The organism is Serratia sp. Je.1.23.a (genome assembly GCF_051129805.1).
GTDB lineage: Bacteria > Pseudomonadota > Gammaproteobacteria > Enterobacterales > Enterobacteriaceae > Serratia > Serratia liquefaciens.
Genome location: NZ_JBCPSR010000001.1, coordinates 367,087 through 383,801, shown reverse-complemented (window position 1 = coordinate 383,801; position 16,715 = coordinate 367,087). Strand labels below are relative to the sequence as shown.

13 protein-coding genes and 6 tRNA genes are annotated in these 16,715 nt (G+C 55.6%); 18 read left to right on the top strand and 1 reads right to left on the bottom strand.

The genetic code is table 11. The annotated features are described in order from the left end of the window. The first annotated feature begins 277 nt into the window (after nt 1-277). The 12 genes from nagB to AAZT04_RS01855 all read left to right on the top strand — a co-directional run bounded on the left by nagB (nt 278) and on the right by AAZT04_RS01855 (nt 8,833). Entirely contained in the window at nt 278-1,078 is an 801-nt protein-coding gene (nagB, locus tag AAZT04_RS01910; protein WP_020825640.1) for a glucosamine-6-phosphate deaminase, read from the top strand. An 18-nt stretch (nt 1,079-1,096) separates the two neighbouring features. Continuing rightward, the gene (gene nagA / locus AAZT04_RS01905) at nt 1,097-2,236 is read left to right on the top strand and encodes an N-acetylglucosamine-6-phosphate deacetylase (RefSeq protein WP_020825639.1); all 1,140 of its coding nucleotides are present in this window, start codon (nt 1,097-1,099) and stop codon (nt 2,234-2,236) included. Between the two features lie 27 nt (nt 2,237-2,263). Beyond that, nucleotides 2,264-3,484: a DNA-binding transcriptional regulator NagC gene (gene nagC / locus AAZT04_RS01900; RefSeq protein ID WP_420283115.1), complete on the top strand. Its 1,221-nt coding sequence runs from the start codon at nt 2,264-2,266 to the stop codon at nt 3,482-3,484. A gap of 67 nt (nt 3,485-3,551) precedes the next feature. Continuing rightward, on the top strand, nt 3,552-4,304 hold the full coding sequence (locus tag AAZT04_RS01895) for an HAD-IIA family hydrolase (protein WP_020825637.1): 753 nt from the start codon (nt 3,552-3,554) through the stop codon (nt 4,302-4,304). Nucleotides 4,305-4,483: 179 nt separating this feature from the next. Continuing rightward, complete coding sequence (locus tag AAZT04_RS01890) at nt 4,484-5,938, top strand: carbohydrate-binding protein (RefSeq protein WP_434678805.1); 1,455 nt, start codon at nt 4,484-4,486, stop codon at nt 5,936-5,938. A gap of 404 nt (nt 5,939-6,342) precedes the next feature. Then, nucleotides 6,343-8,007, top strand: a complete 1,665-nt coding sequence (asnB, locus tag AAZT04_RS01885; RefSeq protein ID WP_020825635.1) for an asparagine synthase B — start codon at nt 6,343-6,345, stop codon at nt 8,005-8,007. A gap of 221 nt (nt 8,008-8,228) precedes the next feature. After that, nucleotides 8,229-8,305, top strand: a tRNA-Met gene (locus AAZT04_RS01880). Nucleotides 8,306-8,313: 8 nt separating this feature from the next. Further along, nucleotides 8,314-8,398 (top strand) — tRNA-Leu (locus AAZT04_RS01875). Between the two features lie 29 nt (nt 8,399-8,427). Further along, nucleotides 8,428-8,502 (top strand) — tRNA-Gln (locus tag AAZT04_RS01870). A gap of 45 nt (nt 8,503-8,547) precedes the next feature. Further along, nucleotides 8,548-8,622 (top strand) — tRNA-Gln (locus AAZT04_RS01865). A gap of 40 nt (nt 8,623-8,662) precedes the next feature. Next, nucleotides 8,663-8,739: transfer RNA gene (locus AAZT04_RS01860), tRNA-Met, on the top strand. 19 nt (nt 8,740-8,758) lie between these two features. Then, nucleotides 8,759-8,833, top strand: a tRNA-Gln gene (locus AAZT04_RS01855). A gap of 106 nt (nt 8,834-8,939) precedes the next feature. Here AAZT04_RS01855 and ubiF read toward each other — a convergent pair. Further along, nucleotides 8,940-10,121 (bottom strand): 3-demethoxyubiquinol 3-hydroxylase, encoded by a 1,182-nt coding sequence (gene ubiF / locus AAZT04_RS01850; RefSeq protein ID WP_434678803.1) that lies wholly within the window; start codon nt 10,119-10,121, stop codon nt 8,940-8,942. Between the two features lie 196 nt (nt 10,122-10,317). Between ubiF and miaB the strand changes: the two genes are divergently transcribed. From miaB to lnt, 6 genes are all read left to right on the top strand, one after another. Next, a complete protein-coding gene (miaB, locus tag AAZT04_RS01845; protein ID WP_046374284.1) occupies nt 10,318-11,742 on the top strand; it encodes a tRNA (N6-isopentenyl adenosine(37)-C2)-methylthiotransferase MiaB in 1,425 nt (474 codons plus the stop codon). 132 nt (nt 11,743-11,874) lie between these two features. Then, nucleotides 11,875-12,210 carry a zinc ribbon domain-containing protein YjdM gene (locus tag AAZT04_RS01840; RefSeq protein WP_020825632.1) on the top strand — a complete coding sequence of 112 codons (336 nt, stop codon included), beginning with the start codon at nt 11,875-11,877 and terminating at the stop codon, nt 12,208-12,210. 215 nt (nt 12,211-12,425) lie between these two features. Then, nucleotides 12,426-13,481, top strand: coding sequence for a PhoH family protein (locus AAZT04_RS01835; RefSeq protein ID WP_046374285.1), 1,056 nt, complete (start codon nt 12,426-12,428; stop codon nt 13,479-13,481). Then, a complete protein-coding gene (gene ybeY / locus AAZT04_RS01830; protein ID WP_020825630.1) occupies nt 13,478-13,951 on the top strand; it encodes an rRNA maturation RNase YbeY in 474 nt (157 codons plus the stop codon). The genes AAZT04_RS01835 and ybeY overlap by 4 nt, the downstream gene beginning before the upstream one ends. A gap of 84 nt (nt 13,952-14,035) precedes the next feature. Next, nucleotides 14,036-14,914 (top strand): CNNM family magnesium/cobalt transport protein CorC, encoded by an 879-nt coding sequence (gene corC / locus AAZT04_RS01825; protein WP_012005653.1) that lies wholly within the window; start codon nt 14,036-14,038, stop codon nt 14,912-14,914. 7 nt (nt 14,915-14,921) lie between these two features. Continuing rightward, entirely contained in the window at nt 14,922-16,451 is a 1,530-nt protein-coding gene (gene lnt, locus AAZT04_RS01820; RefSeq protein ID WP_434678800.1) for an apolipoprotein N-acyltransferase, read from the top strand. Nucleotides 16,452-16,715 lie beyond the last annotated feature (264 nt).

Genomic DNA, 16,715 nt, shown 5'->3' with positions numbered 1-16,715 from the left:
CACACACTGCGATTAACTCTGGACGAACGACAACAAAGTGGAGTGTAAAAAAATTATTTCGTATCGCAAATTAAAACCTCCTTTTTTGTGATTTATATCACCAAAAAGCAGTCTTAAGCTGCCACATTGCTAGCCATCACACAAAACTTATTTTATCATTAAAAAAATCATCGAACCTGACGCATCACGTGAGAATCATAAACCTGGGTTAGGCTTAAGACTCTCGTTCAGGCACGAACCAGTATAGCTTTAGTTTACTTACCCCAAGAGGTGTTAGATGAGACTTATCCCACTGAAAGATACTGCACAAGTCGGCAAATGGGCCGCACGCCATATCGTCCAGCGCATCAACGCATTCAAGCCTACTGCGGAGCGTCCGTTTGTGCTCGGCCTGCCAACCGGCGGTACTCCGCTGGAAGCGTACAAACATCTGATTGCGATGCACAAAGCAGGTGAAGTAAGCTTTAAGCATGTGGTGACTTTCAACATGGATGAATACGTTGGCCTGCCGCAGGAACACCCGGAAAGCTATCATACCTTCATGTACCGTAATTTCTTTGATCACGTTGATATCCCACGCGAAAATATCAACCTACTGAATGGTAATGCACCGGACGTTGACGCCGAGTGCCGCCAGTACGAAGCGAAAATCAAATCCTACGGCAAGATCAACCTGTTCATGGGTGGCGTTGGCATCGACGGTCATATCGCGTTTAACGAGCCGGCTTCATCTCTGGCCTCGCGCACTCGCATCAAAACCCTGACCGAAGATACCCGCATCGCCAACTCCCGCTTCTTTGGCGGCGACGTTAGCCTGGTACCGAAGTTTGCACTGACCGTGGGCGTGGGCACGCTGCTCGACGCTGAGGAAGTGATGATTCTGGTGACCGGCCACGCCAAGGCTCAGGCGCTGGAAGCCGCTGTGGAAGGCAACATCAACCACATGTGGACCATCAGTTGCCTGCAGTTGCATGCCAAAGCCGTTGTGGTGTGCGATGAGCCATCCACCATGGAGCTGAAAGTCAAAACCGTTAAGTATTTCCGCGAATTAGAAGCGGAAAGCGTGAAGAGTCTTTAATTCCTGCAGGGGGCTACGATGTTCGCTTTAACCCACGGCCGTATTTTTACCGGCCACGACGTACTTGACGACCATGCAGTGGTAATCGCTGATGGGCTGATTGAACGAGTTTGCCCGCTGGCTGAACTGCCGGCCGGCATTGAAACGCGCGATCTGGGTGGCGCTATCCTGGCCCCCGGTTTGATCGACGTGCAGCTTAACGGCTGCGGCGGCGTGCAATTTAACGATTCGCTGGACGCCATTTCGGAAGAGACGCTGGAAATTATGCAGCGTGCCAACGAAAAATCCGGCTGCACCAGCTATCTGCCGACGCTGATCACCAGCAGCGACGAATTTATGAAGCACAGCATCGAAGTGATGCGCGCTTATCTGAAAAAACACCAGAATCAGGCGTTGGGTCTGCACCTTGAAGGGCCGTACCTTAGCCCGTTGAAAAAAGGCACCCATAACCCGGCGTTTATCCGCAAGCCAACCAGCGAGATGATCGACTACCTGTGCGCGAATGCCGATGTGATCACCAAGGTGACGCTGGCACCGGAAATGGTAGAGCCGCACTTTATCAAGCAACTGACCGACGCCGGCATCGTGGTGTCCGCCGGTCACTCGAATGCGACTTACGAACAGGCCCGCACCGGTTTTGCTGCCGGCATCACTTTCGCCACGCACCTGTATAACGCCATGCCGTATATCACCGGGCGCGAACCGGGGCTGATGGGGGCAATTTTCGACACGCCTGAAGTCTACACCGGCATTATCGCCGACGGCCATCACGTGGCCTGGGCGAGTATCCGTAACGCCAAACGCATGAAAGGTGATAAATTGGTGCTGGTCACTGACGCCACCGCCCCGGCGGGTGCCGATATTGACCAATTTATTTTTGCCGGTAAAACAATATACTATCGCGATGGGCTGTGCGTGGACGAGAACGGCACCCTGAGCGGCTCTGCGCTGACCATGATTGACGCGTTGAAAAACAGCGTTGAACACGTCGGCATCGCGTTGGATGAAGCGCTGCGTATGGCGACACTCTATCCGGCGCGTGCTATCGGCGTGGACGATCGTTTAGGCACGATCGAAGCCGGTAAGGTGGCAAACCTGACCGCGTTTACCCGCGACTTTAGCATCACCAAAACGCTCGTTAACGGTAACGAGGTTTAATTTCATGAACAGCGAGTAAAATTATTGATGAGTACTGGCGGACAGGCACAGATAGGGAACGTTGACTTAGTCAAACAACTCAACGGCGCGGCAGTTTACCGCCTGATCGACCAACAGGGTCCGATCTCGCGCATTCAAATAGCCGAACTGAGCCAGCTAGCGCCCGCCAGCGTCACTAAAATTACTCGCCAGCTGTTGGAGCGCGGGCTGATCAAAGAAGTCGATCAGCAAGCCTCCACCGGCGGCCGCCGCGCCATTTCCATTGTCTCCGAAACCCGGCATTTCCACACCGTGGCCGTTCGCCTCGGGCGTCACGATGCCACCATCACCCTGTACGACATGAGCGGAAAATCGCTCGGTGAAGAGCACTATCCGCTGCCGGAAAGGACCCAGGAAACACTGGAAAATGCGTTGTTCACCGCCATTGCGCAATTTATCGAAGACTACCAGCGCAAGCTGCGCGAACTGATCGCCATCTCGGTGATCCTGCCAGGTCTGGTTGACCCGGCGCTCGGTGTGGTGCGCTATATGCCGCACATCAGCGTCAGCAACTGGCCGCTGGTAGACAACCTGCAGCAACGTTTTAACGTCACCAGCTTTGTCGGCCATGACATCCGCAGCCTGGCTTTGGCCGAGCACTATTTTGGCGCCACACGCGACTGCGAAGACTCCATTCTGGTGCGTCTGCACCGCGGCACCGGTGCCGGCATTATCGTCAACGGTCAGATTTTCCTGGGTAATAACGGCAACGTCGGCGAAATCGGCCATATTCAAATCGACCCGCTGGGCGAACGCTGCCACTGCGGCAACTTCGGCTGTCTGGAAACCGTCGCTGCCAATGCCGCGATTGAACACCGCGTACGCCAGTTACTGACTCAGGGCTACCCGAGCAAACTGACACTCGACGACTGCAGCATCTCCGCCATCTGCAAGGCCGCCAACCGCGGCGATCTGCTGGCCAGCGAAGTGATCGAACACGTCGGCCGCTACCTCGGCAAAGCCGTGGCCATTGCCATTAACCTGTTTAATCCGCAGAAAGTGGTGATCGCCGGTGAAATTACCGAGGCGGAAAAAGTGCTGCTGCCGGCAATCCAAAGCTGCATCAATACTCAGGTGCTGAAGGACTTCCGCAAGAACCTGCCGGTGGTCACCTCCGAACTCAATCATCGCTCGGCGATCGGGGCTTTCGCCCTGGCCAAGCGAGCAATGCTCAACGGCGTGCTATTGCAGCGATTGCTGGAAAGCTGATCCGCCGCCTAAGGCAGGTGTGTTATCTTCGCGTTTTGCCTGCCGCCAATCATGAGAAACAGCAACAATGACAATCAAAAACGTTATATGTGATATCGACGGCGTGCTGCTGCATGACAACACGCCAGTTCCCGGCGCCGATCTTTTCCTGGCGCGGATTCAGGAACAGGGCATGCCGCTGGTGGTGCTGACCAACTACCCGTCGCAGACGGCGCAGGATCTGGCGAACCGCTTCTCCGCCGCCGGGCTTGAAGTCCCGGAAAGCGCGTTTTATACCTCCGCCATGGCCACCGCCGATTTCCTGCGCCGTCAGGAAGGCAAAAAGGCCTACGTGGTGGGCGAAGGCGCGCTGATCCATGAATTGTATAAAGCCGGTTTCACCATTACCGACATCAACCCGGACTTCGTGATTGTCGGGGAAACCCGCTCCTACAACTGGGACATGATGCATAAGGCCGCCTACTTCGTGAATAACGGCGCGCGCTTTATCGCGACCAACCCGGATACTCACGGCCATGGCTTTGTGCCTGCCTGCGGCGCGCTGTGCGCCCCGATCGAGAAAATCACCGGCCGCAAGCCATTCTACGTCGGCAAACCCAGCCCGTGGATCATCCGCGCCGCGCTCAACAAAATGCAGGCGCATTCGGAAGAAACGGTGATCGTCGGCGACAACCTGCGTACCGATATCCTGGCGGGCTTCCAGGCCGGTCTGGAAACCGTGCTGGTGTTGTCCGGCGTCTCGACGTTGAACGACGTGGAAACCATGCCGTTCCGCCCGAGCTACATCTTCCCTTCCGTTGCCGATATCAATATTTTCTAATCGCTGAGGTGGCCATCGCGGCCACCCTTATTTTCGCGCCAATTTGAATTTAATTTATTATTGTCGCGAAAAGGTTTCACCCCGCCCTCGTTAAAAATCCGCACTATGTATTTACGCCCCGTCAATAACCCCAATTGACGGCGTGTGGAATTAATCTTACCTAAAATAACGAGGTTACTATGAGCTCCGATAACATTATCAATGCACAAGTTGCAGATGACGCAGCCGCCATGCCGGATATGTCCAATAAAAAAATCATGATGGGTTTTTGGCACAACTGGGCCGCCGGCGCCAGTGACGGTTATCAGCAGGGCCAATTCGCCAATATGAACCTGACCGACATCCCGGCCGAATATAACGTGGTGGCCGTAGCCTTTATGAAGGGCGTAGGTATCCCAACCTTCAAACCTTACAACCTGTCCGATGCCGAGTTCCGTCGCCAGGTCGGCGTATTGAACAGCCAGGGCCGCGCGGTACTGATTTCTCTGGGCGGCGCCGACGCGCATATCGAATTGAAAACCGGCGACGAAGACAAACTGAGCAATGAAATTATCCGCCTGGTGGAAACCTACGGTTTTGACGGTCTGGATATCGATCTGGAACAGGCGGCTATCGGTGCAGCCAATAATAAAACCGTTTTGCCTGCCGCACTGAAAAAAGTAAAAGCGCATTATGCCTCCGAAGGTAAAAACTTTATTGTCAGCATGGCGCCAGAATTCCCTTATTTGCGGACTAATGGGACTTACCTGGATTATATTACCGCTCTCGAAGGGTTTTATGACTTTATTGCACCGCAATATTATAACCAGGGCGGTGACGGTATTTGGGTCGATGAAGCCAATGGCGGCAAAGGCGCCTGGATCACCCAGAATAATGACGCGATGAAAGAAGACTTTCTGTATTACCTGACCGAAAGCCTGGTTACCGGCACCCGCGGCTACACCAAAATCCCGGCATCCAAATTTGTGATCGGTTTACCTACCAACAATGATGCCGCCGCCACCGGTTATGTGGTCGACAAACAGGCGGTCTATAACGCTTTCGCGCGCCTTGACGCCAAAAACTTGTCGATCAAGGGCCTGATGACCTGGTCGGTGAACTGGGACAATGGCAAGAGTAAGGCTGGCGTGGCCTATAACTGGGAATTCAAAACTCGTTATGCCGCGCTTATTCAGGGAGGAGTCACCCCGCCGCCGGGAAAGCCTGAAGCGCCTACCGCGCTGAACGCCAGTGCGATTACCGCAACGTCGCTGACGTTGAACTGGGCTGCGGCAAGCAGCGTCAAACCGATTAGCCATTATACGGTTTACCGTAACGGCAGCGCCATTGGCCAAACCGGTGGCCTGTCGCTGCAAGACAGCGGCCTGACGGCTGCCACACAGTACAGCTATTTTGTCACCGCCACCGACAACCAAGGCAATACGTCGCTGCCAAGCAGTGCGCTGGCAGTTAAAACCTCGGACGGCGGTACGCCTCCCGATCCGGGCGTGGCCGAGTGGCAGAACAACCACAGCTATAAGGCCGGTGACGTGGTGACGTATAAAGGCAAGAAATACACCTGCCTGCAGGCGCACACCTCCAATGCGGGATGGACGCCGGATGTGGCCTTCACCCTGTGGCAGTTGATCGCCTGATAGTCGGCAATGAGTTGCCGGTAAAATTACCCGGCAACTCATCCATTGATTGAAAAAATGAATATTCATCAATTTTTATATCATTTAACTGAAAATCCGCTAATTTTCGACCTCCCCCAAACAACTATTTTTCGGCGCAGCGCTAAAACGCTTGCATCCCCTGCCGGTTTTGACGCATTTTCATAAACACAACGCAGCAAAACCGCGCCATCGTTGATGCAGCGGCCATGCTGCCTATAACAGCAAATACAACATCACAGTCTATGCCCAAAATAATTCGAGTTGCTTGTCGGCGGCAACTGAGCGAAGCCCCAGGAGCTTACTCAAGGGGTGAGTGAAGGCAGCCAACACCCAAGCCACTTGAAGTATGACAGGTATAAAAAAGTCGTTAGGAGAGTCGGTATATGTGTTCTATTTTCGGTGTGCTCGATCTAAAGTCCGATCCCGTTGAATTGCGTAAGAAAGCGCTGGAGCTGTCCCGTCTGATGCGCCACCGCGGCCCAGATTGGTCCGGTGTTTACGCCAGCGATAAAGCCATCCTGGTGCATGAGCGCCTGTCGATTGTCGACGTCAACAATGGTGCCCAACCGCTGTACAACGCTGCGCACACCCACGTTCTGGCCGTTAACGGCGAGATCTACAACCATCAGGCGCTGCGCCAGCAGTTTAGCGATCGCTACCAATTCCAGACCGGCTCCGACTGTGAAGTGATTCTGGCGCTGTACCAGGAGAAAGGCCCTGACTTCCTCGACGAACTGCAAGGGATGTTCGCCTTCGCGCTGTACGATTCAGAGAAAGACGCTTACCTGATTGGCCGCGACCATCTGGGCATTATCCCGCTGTACATGGGCCATGACGAATTCGGCAACCTGTATGTCGCCTCTGAAATGAAAGCGTTGGTGCCGGTTTGCCGCACCATTAAAGAATTCCCGGCGGGCAGCTACCTGTGGAGCCAGGACGGCGAGATCCGCGAATATTATCAACGTGACTGGTTCGATTACGACAACGTTAAAGACAACGTGACCGACGCCAATGCCCTGCGCAACGCGCTGGAAGACTCGGTGAAAAGCCACCTGATGTCCGACGTACCCTATGGCGTCCTGCTGTCCGGCGGCCTGGATTCCTCGGTGATCTCCGCCATTACCAAAAAGTACGCGGCACGCCGTGTCGAAGATCAAGAGCGCAGCGAAGCCTGGTGGCCACAGCTGCACTCCTTCGCCGTGGGTCTGGAGGGTTCACCGGATCTGCGCGCCGCGCAGGAAGTGGCAAATCACCTGGGCACCGTGCACCATGAGATCCACTTCACCGTACAGGAAGGTCTGGACGCCATTCGCGACGTGATTTATCACATCGAAACCTATGACGTTACCACCATTCGCGCTTCCACCCCGATGTACCTGATGTCACGCAAGATCAAGGCGATGGGCATCAAGATGGTGCTGTCTGGCGAAGGCGCGGACGAAGTGTTCGGCGGCTACCTGTACTTCCATAAAGCGCCGGATGCCCGTGAGTTCCACGACGAAACCGTACGTAAACTGTTAGCACTGCATATGTTTGACTGCGCGCGCGCCAACAAGGCGATGTCCGCCTGGGGTGTGGAAGCCCGTGTGCCCTTCCTGGATAAAAAATTCCTCGACGTGGCTATGCGCATCAACCCTAAGGACAAAATGTGCGGCAATGGCAAAATGGAAAAACATATCCTGCGCGAATGTTTTGAATCCTATCTGCCGGCCAGCGTCGCCTGGCGCCAGAAAGAGCAGTTCTCCGACGGTGTGGGTTACAGCTGGATTGACACGCTGAAAGAGGTCGCTGCCAAGCAGATCAGCGATCAACAGCTCGAAACCGCACGTTTCCGTTTCCCGTACAACACGCCGAGCTCCAAAGAAGGCTACCTGTATCGCGAAATTTTCGAAGAGCTGTTCCCGCTGCCAAGCGCGGCAGAATGCGTGCCTGGCGGCCCGTCAGTGGCCTGCTCCTCAGCCAAAGCCATCGAATGGGACGAGTCATTCAAGAAAATGGACGATCCTTCTGGTCGTGCAGTCGGCGTTCACCAGTCCGCCTACAAATAATCACGCCGGGTTTTTCTCCCCAAGGCGGGCCTCCGGGCCCGCCTTTTTGCTGATGTTTTCAACCATTAATTGCCTGAACTGATGCTTTTATCGCCATACTGTTCACAACCCAGACAAACGACACATCCAGCCGCTTTTTCGGGAAAAAACTTGTTGACGCAAAACGGCCATATACGCATAATGCGCCCCGCAACGCCGATGAAGGTTGCGCGAAAAAAGATGGCTACGTAGCTCAGCTGGTTAGAGCACATCACTCATAATGATGGGGTCACAGGTTCAAATCCCGTCGTAGCCACCATCTTTTTTGCGGGAGTGGCGAAATTGGTAGACGCACTAGATTTAGGTTCTAGCGCCGCAAGGTGTGCGAGTTCAAGTCTCGCCTCCCGCACCATTTCTTTTCATCGAGTTGCAGGCAACAGGTGGGGTATCGCCAAGCGGTAAGGCACCGGTTTTTGATACCGGCATTCCCTGGTTCGAATCCAGGTACCCCAGCCATCTTTTTTAGGATGGGGATGTTGCAAAAAAAGTTAAACGTGTTGATGGGGTATCGCCAAGCGGTAAGGCACTGGTTTTTGATACCAGCATTCCCTGGTTCGAATCCAGGTACCCCAGCCATACCAATGCTGTTGACTTTTAAAGTAAAATATCGAAAAATGGCTACGTAGCTCAGCTGGTTAGAGCACATCACTCATAATGATGGGGTCACAGGTTCAAATCCCGTCGTAGCCACCATATTTTACTGTTACACCATTGGGGTGTCGCCAAGCGGTAAGGCTCTGGTTTCTGATACCAGCATACCCAGGTTCGAATCCTGGCACCCCAGCCACATTTAGAAAAGCCCGCTTCGGCGGGCTTTTTGCTATCTGAAATTTGGCGAGACCGAATGAATAAGGGCGCGACATTGAACTGCGCCCTTGCAGGATAAGGGCTGCCTACAGCCCCAGCGCGTATTTCAGCGCATGTTCCTTCAACTTGCCCGCCCGCTGGGCCGCCATCAACGCAATATTGCGCGCCACGCAAAGCGGCGACAAATTATTGCTGAAAGCGGTATAAAACAGATCCATACCACTTTGCATCAGCAAGTTATCGGTGCGACGGCGACGCTGATAACGCATCAGCACCGCTTCGCTGCTCCAGTCTTCACCCAACTCGCGTGCATCACACAAAACCGCCAGCAAAGCTTCTACGTCACGATACCCCAGGTTTACTCCCTGCCCGGCTAACGGGTTGATGGTATGTGCCGCGTCACCGAGCAACACCAACCCCGGCAACACATAGCGTTGCGCATGGCGGCGCGCTAACGGGAAAGATCCGGCCGCATGCACCTTCACTTCCCCTAAGCGGGCAGGAAAGGCTTTGGCGATCTCTTTCTCAAGCTGCGCTGGCGGCATCGCCTGCAGCTGGCGGATGCGCTGCGGGCTGTCGTACCACACCAGCGAGGCCCATTGATCATACAACGGCAGGAAAGCCCGGGGACCGGAAGGGAAAAACTGCTGCCAGGTCGTATCTTGCTGCGGCTCGCCGGTATCGACGGTGATCAGCATGCAGGACTGGCGGTACTGCCAGCCGCTGGTGCCGATAGCGGCCAAATTGCGCACCTGCGAGTTGGCTCCATCGGCCCCCACGACCAAACGCGCTTGTAGCGTCTGTGAAGAGTCCAGCGTCACTTGCCAGTGTTCGTCATTCCGCTGCAGCGAACGCAGCCTGGCGGGGCAATAGAGCGTCAGATTTTCGCACTGCTCCAGCTGTTGCCAGAGCGCCAGTTGCAAAATACGGTTTTCTACCATAAAACCCAGCTCCGGCAGGCCGAGCGAGGCGGCGTCAAACGCTACCCGTGAAGAGGCCCACTCCCAGGTTTCCAATCGGCGGTAAGGCGCCGAGCGCATCGCTTGCACCGCCGGCCAGGCGCCGAGTTGTTTCAGCAACCCCACCGAGGTGCAGCCGATGGCGGAAATACGCAGTTCCGGCGGGCTTTGCGCATCGAACGCCTGCGGCGCCTGATGTTCCAGCAAGGCCACCGACCAACCGGCCTGCGCCAGCCCCAATGCGGCGGCCGCGCCGACCATCCCGCCGCCTACCACCACGGCGTCATACCGTTTTTGAGATACGTTCATATTGGCTATGTTTTCTTAGTGAATTATCGCCATTCCCACCGGCATGGCGTTTGGCTCCAGTGTAACGGATTTTTAATTTGGCTTCAGGTCGCATGGTGTTTTCCCCGCGCTGGTCACAACGGCGTCAAATGTTTACAATAAGCGCCCTGCATGTCGCGTATCGCAACTTTCGTCCGCACTGAGTAATGGCAAGTCAATGACCAAAAAACTACATATCAAAACCTGGGGCTGCCAGATGAATGAATATGATTCATCGAAAATGGCGGACTTACTGGGAAGCACACACGGTTACCAATGGACCGACAACGCTGAAGAAGCGGACGTGCTGCTGCTGAATACCTGCTCGATCCGCGAGAAAGCGCAGGAAAAAGTTTTCGCCATGTTAGGGCGTTGGAAACTGCTGAAAGAAAAGAACCCGGCGCTGATCATCGGCGTCGGTGGCTGCGTGGCCTCACAGGAAGGCGAACACATTCGCAGCCGCGCGCCCTGCGTCGACGTCGTGTTCGGGCCGCAGACCCTGCACCGCCTGCCGGAAATGCTCAACCACGTGCAGGGCACCCGCAGCCCCATCGTCGACATCAGCTTTCCGGAAATCGAAAAATTCGATCGTCTGCCGGAACCGCGTGCCGAAGGCCCTACCGCCTTCGTCTCCATCATGGAAGGCTGCAACAAGTACTGTACCTTCTGCGTGGTGCCTTATACCCGCGGTGAAGAAGTCAGCCGCCCAAGCGATGACGTCCTGTTTGAAGTCGCCCAACTGGCGGCGCAGGGCGTACGCGAAGTCAACCTGCTCGGCCAGAACGTCAACGCCTATCGCGGCGCGACTTACGACGGCGAAATTTGCTCGTTTGCCGAACTGCTGCGCCTGGTGGCGGCCATCGACGGTATCGACCGCATCCGTTTCACCACCAGCCATCCGATTGAATTCACCGACGATATCATCGCGGTTTATGAAGACACGCCGGAGCTGGTGAGCTTCCTGCATCTGCCGGTACAAAGCGGCTCAGACCGTATACTGACCATGATGAAGCGCGCGCATACCGCGTTGGAATACAAAGCGATCATTCGCAAGCTGCGCAAGGCGCGGCCGGACATCCAGCTCAGCTCCGATTTTATTATCGGCTTCCCGGGTGAAACCCAGGCCGATTTCGAACAGACCATGAATCTGATTGCCGAGATCAACTTTGATACCAGCTTCAGCTTTATCTACTCGTCTCGCCCTGGCACACCGGCGGCCGATATGGTCGATGACGTCAGCGAAGACGAAAAGAAACAGCGTCTGTATATCCTGCAGGATCGCATCAACCAGCAGGTGCTGCAGTTCAGCCGCCGGATGCTCGGAACCGTACAGCGTATTTTGGTGGAAGGCACTTCCCGCAAAAGCGTGATGGAGCTGGCGGGCCGGACAGCCTGCAACCGCGTGGTGAACTTTGAAGGCACGCCGGATATGATCGGTCAGTTCGTTGATGTGGAAATCACCGAGGTTTTGACCAACACACTGCGTGGCGCAGTGGTACGTACCGAACAGCAGATGGACCTGCGCGTGCATGAATCCCCGCAGTCAGTCATCGCCCGAACCCGAAAAGAGAACGCGCTGGGCGTCGGCATTTATCAGCCCTGACGCCCTCTCCGCAGTGCTGTAAGCCGTGGCGCCCGACGCCACGTCAGCGATTATCCTTATGACTTATCAGCCGGGTCTTCATGCCCGGCCATTTTCTTTTTTTTTATTTTTTTGATTAAGAGGCGACATAACATGCAACTCCCACACTGCCCAAAGTGCAACTCTGAATACACCTACCAGGATAACAACCTGTTTATCTGCCCTGAGTGCGCCCACGAGTGGAGCGACAGCGCGCCGGCGGACGACAGCGATACGCTGATTGTCAAAGACGCCAACGGCAACCTGCTGGCCGACGGCGACGCCGTGACCGTAGTGAAAGACCTCAAGGTCAAAGGCAGCTCTTCCATGCTGAAAATCGGCACCAAAGTGAAGAACATCCGCCTGGTGGAAGGCGACCACAACATCGACTGCAAGATCGATGGCTTTGGCCCGATGAAGCTGAAATCCGAATTCGTGAAAAAGAACTGATCGCCAGCCCTGAATCTCCCAAGCATTACGCGGCTGTTTTGGCCGCGTTTTTCCTCCTTCGGCCCTTGAATTTTGCCGCCGACGCACAGATAGATCATGGGTAAACTTGCGCCAGTGCGGCGCACCATGAATAATTCAAGGTAGAGAGTTCAGGCTTGGCCCTGGACGCGCGTACCGAAAACCAACCAGGCCCGATATGAGCCTTGAGGAATAGTTTGAACGTCGCAACACAAGAAATTTTGTTAGAGCCGGCAGACAATAAGCGATTGCTCAGCCTGTGCGGCCCGTTTGATGACAATATCAAACAACTCGAACGCCGGTTGGGCATTGAGATCAACCGCCGTGACAACCGTTTCAAGCTGGTCGGCAAGAACCCGTGCGTGGTTGCCGCCGCCGATATCTTGCGCCATCTGTATGTGGACACCGCCCCCATTCGCGGCGTGATCCCGGATATCGACCCGGAGCAGATCCATTTAGCGATCAAAGAAAGCCGGGTACTGGAACAGGTTGCCGACAGCGTGCCGGATTACGGCAAGGCGGTGACCATCAAAACCAAACGCGGCATGGTGAAACCGCGCACGCCGAATCAGGCGCAATACATTGCCAATATTCTCGATCACGACATCACCTTCGGCATCGGCCCGGCCGGTACCGGCAAGACCTATCTGGCGGTCGCCGCTGCGGTGGACGCATTGGAACGCCAGGAGATCCGCCGCATTCTGCTGACCCGTCCAGCGGTTGAAGCCGGTGAAAAACTGGGCTTCCTGCCGGGGGACCTGAGCCAGAAGGTCGATCCTTACCTGCGCCCGCTGTATGACGCCCTGTTCGAAATGCTGGGCTTTGAGCGCGTGGAGAAGCTGATCGAACGTAACGTGATAGAAGTCGCTCCGCTGGCCTATATGCGCGGCCGTACGTTGAACGACGCGTTTATCATCCTCGACGAGAGCCAGAACACCACCATCGAACAGATGAAGATGTTCCTGACGCGTATTGGCTTCAACTCCAAGGCGGTCATCACCGGTGACGTGACGCAGATAGACCTGCCGCGCAACCAAAAATCCGGCCTGCGCCACGCGGTGGAAGTGCTGTCTGACGTCGAAGAACTGAGCTTCAATTTCTTCCATAGCGAAGACGTGGTACGCCATCCGGTGGTGGCCCGCGTGGTCATCGCTTATGAAGCCTGGGAAGCCGCCGAACAAAAACGCAAAGATGCGATTGCCGAACAACGTAAACGCGAGGCGAGCATCGCCTCCGAGCAGGAGACACCATGAGTCAGGTGATTTTGGATCTGCAGATTGCCTGTGCAGACAGCAACGGCCTGCCGGATGAAGCCACCTTCCAGCGCTGGCTGGAAGGCGTGCTGCCGCAGTTTCAGGAGGAGGCCGAGGTCACCATTCGCCTGGTGGATGAAGCGGAAAGTAACGAGTTGAACCTGACCTATCGCGGCAAGGACAAACCGACCAACGTGCTGTCTTTCCCGTTCGAAGCTCCCCCGGGTATCGAGCTACCGCTGCTGGGCGATCTGATCATCTGCCGTCAGGTGGTTGAACAGGAAGCCGTCGAGCAAGAGAAGGCGCTGGAGGCCCACTGGGCGCATATGGTTGTCCATGGCAGCCTTCATCTGCTAGGGTATGACCACATCGAAGACGATGAAGCCGAAGAAATGGAGTCTTTGGAAACCGAAATCATGCACGGACTGGGTTACCCGGACCCGTACCTGGCGGAAAAAGACCCCCTCTGACGTCAGCTGATTTCCCCGCAGCCCCCGTATGGGGCTGCCGCTGACTCCCCTAACTCTGACATGAGTGATATTAACTAAAACGCCATGAGCGACGACCATTCACAAAGCAATGACAGCCCCAGTCCCAAGAAGGGGTTCTTTACTCTTATCCTTAACCAGCTGTTCCACGGCGAACCCAAAAACCGTGGCGATCTGGTAGAGCTGATCCGTGATTCCGAGCAAAACGACCTGATCGATCCCGATACCCGAGACATGCTGGAAGGCGTGATGGATATCGCCGAGCAGCGCGTGCGCGATATCATGATCCCGCGCTCCCAGATGGTGACGCTCAAGCGTAACCAAACGCTGGAAGAGTGCCTGGACGTGATCATTGAATCCGCCCACTCGCGCTTCCCGGTGATCAGCGAAGATAAAGATCACATCGAAGGCATTCTGATGGCCAAGGATCTGCTGCCGTTTATGCGCGCGGAATCCGAGGAATTCAGCATCGACAAGGTGCTGCGCACCGCCGTGGTGGTGCCTGAAAGCAAGCGAGTAGACCGGATGCTGAAGGAGTTCCGCTCCCAGCGTTATCACATGGCGATTGTCATTGACGAGTTCGGTGGCGTGTCCGGCCTGGTCACCATCGAAGATATTCTGGAACTGATTGTCGGCGAAATCGAAGACGAATATGACGACGAAGACGATCTGGATATCCGCCAGCTCAGCCGCCATATGTATACCGTGCGAGCGCTGGCGCCGATTGAAGACTTCAACGAAGCCTTCGGCACCCACTTCAGCGACGACGAGGTCGACACCATCGGCGGCCTGGTGATGCAGGCCTTCGGTCACCTGCCTGCACGCGGGGAAACCATTGAAATCGAAGGTTACCTATTTAAAGTTGCGATGGCGGACAGTCGACGTATCATCCAGGTTCATGTAAAAATTCCGGACGATTCTCCGCAACCGAAACTGGAAGAATAAATCAAACATGGCTAAAGCCTCTTTCCTTGAACGCCAGTGGGTTCGCGCCCTGCAGGCGCTGTTGACCGGCGCCAGCGGCACGCTGGCGTTTTCTCCTTACGATATCTGGCCGGCGGCCCTTGTCTCTCTGTTCGGCCTGTTGGCCGTAACCCTGAACCGCACCACCAAACAGTCTGCCTTGCTCGGTTTTTGCTGGGGTTTCGGTCTGTTCGGGACGGGAATCAACTGGGTTTACGTCAGCATTGCCGACTTCGGCGGCATGCCTTTCTCCATCAACATTTTCCTGGTCGTGCTGCTGGCGGCTTACCTGTCGCTGTATACCGGGCTGTTCGCCGGGTTACTGGCACGTCTGTGGCCGACCACCAGTTGGTACCGTTTAGCGATTGCCGCGCCCGTATTGTGGCAAGTCACCGAGTTTTTACGTGGCTGGGTGCTGACCGGTTTCCCCTGGCTGCAATTTGGCTACAGCCAGATTAACGGCCCGCTGAAAGGCGTGGCGCCGTTGCTCGGGGTAGATACCATCACCTTTGTGCTGATGGCGATCGCCGGGCTGTTGGTGTACGCCGTGAATCAACGCCGGATCGCCGCGGCAGGGGTTGCCATCGCACTGCTGTTGCTGCCGTGGCCGTTGCGCCAGCTGCACTGGTTTACCCCGCAACCGGACAAGGCGGTCAACGTCGCGATGGTGCAGGGCAATATCGCTCAGTCGATGAAGTGGGATCCGAAAGCGTTGGTCAGCACCTTGCAAACCTATTTGGACGAAACGCGTCCTTATATGGGCAAAACGCCGATCATCATCTGGCCGGAGTCTGCCATTCCGGATTACGAAGCCAGCCAGAACGGCTTCCTGACCATGATGGATGACCTGATGCGCGCCAAAAACAGCAGCCTGATCACCGGTATTGTTGATGTGCGTGCTACGCCGCAGGGCCAGCAAATCTACAACAGCGCCATCGTGCTGGGCGAGCCGACGCCGTACGTTTATCCGGCCAAGGACCGCTATAACAAGCACCATCTGGTGCCGTTTGGCGAGTTTGTACCGCTGGAAACGCTGCTGCGCCCGCTGGCACCGTTCTTCGATTTACCGATGTCTTCATTCAGTCGTGGCGACTACGTCCAGCCACAGCTCAGCGTGAAAGGCTATAACCTGACGGCGGCGATCTGTTATGAGATTGTTCTCGGCCAGCAGGTTCGCGACAACTTCCGGCCGGACACCAACTTCCTGCTGACCATCTCCAACGATGCCTGGTTCGGCCATTCCATCGGCCCATGGCAGCACTTCCAGATGGCACGCATGCGTGCTCTGGAGCTGGGTCGCCCTCTGTTGCGCAGCACCAATAACGGCGTCACCGCCGCGGTAGACGCCAACGGTGAGGTGATCGCAGAGATCCCTCAGTTCACCCGCAAGGTGCTGGAGGTGAAAGTCACACCAACCACCGGCATAACGCCTTATGCCCGTTTTGGCGCCACGCCATTGTGGATAATCACCCTGCTGCTTGGCGGCCTGGCGTTGATCCTCGGCCTGCGCCGTAAATAAGCCCCCGGGGCGCTGCCCGTCAGCGCCCCGTTTCCCTCATCCACCTTGCAGCTTTCCACGCCGTACTCTCCCACGCGGCTAGCATAAAGCATCGCCAAATCAATGCTTCTGGCACACTCCTTGCTTTAATTACGCTGTTATAGAGAGCCGATTTACTTTTACTGACGTTTTGTCGCACCTGTGCACAACTCAAGAGCATGACCGGCACCACAAAGGTGCATTGGGGTTTTGTTGCATTAATTTGGTGCGCGTGGCGTCTCAAAA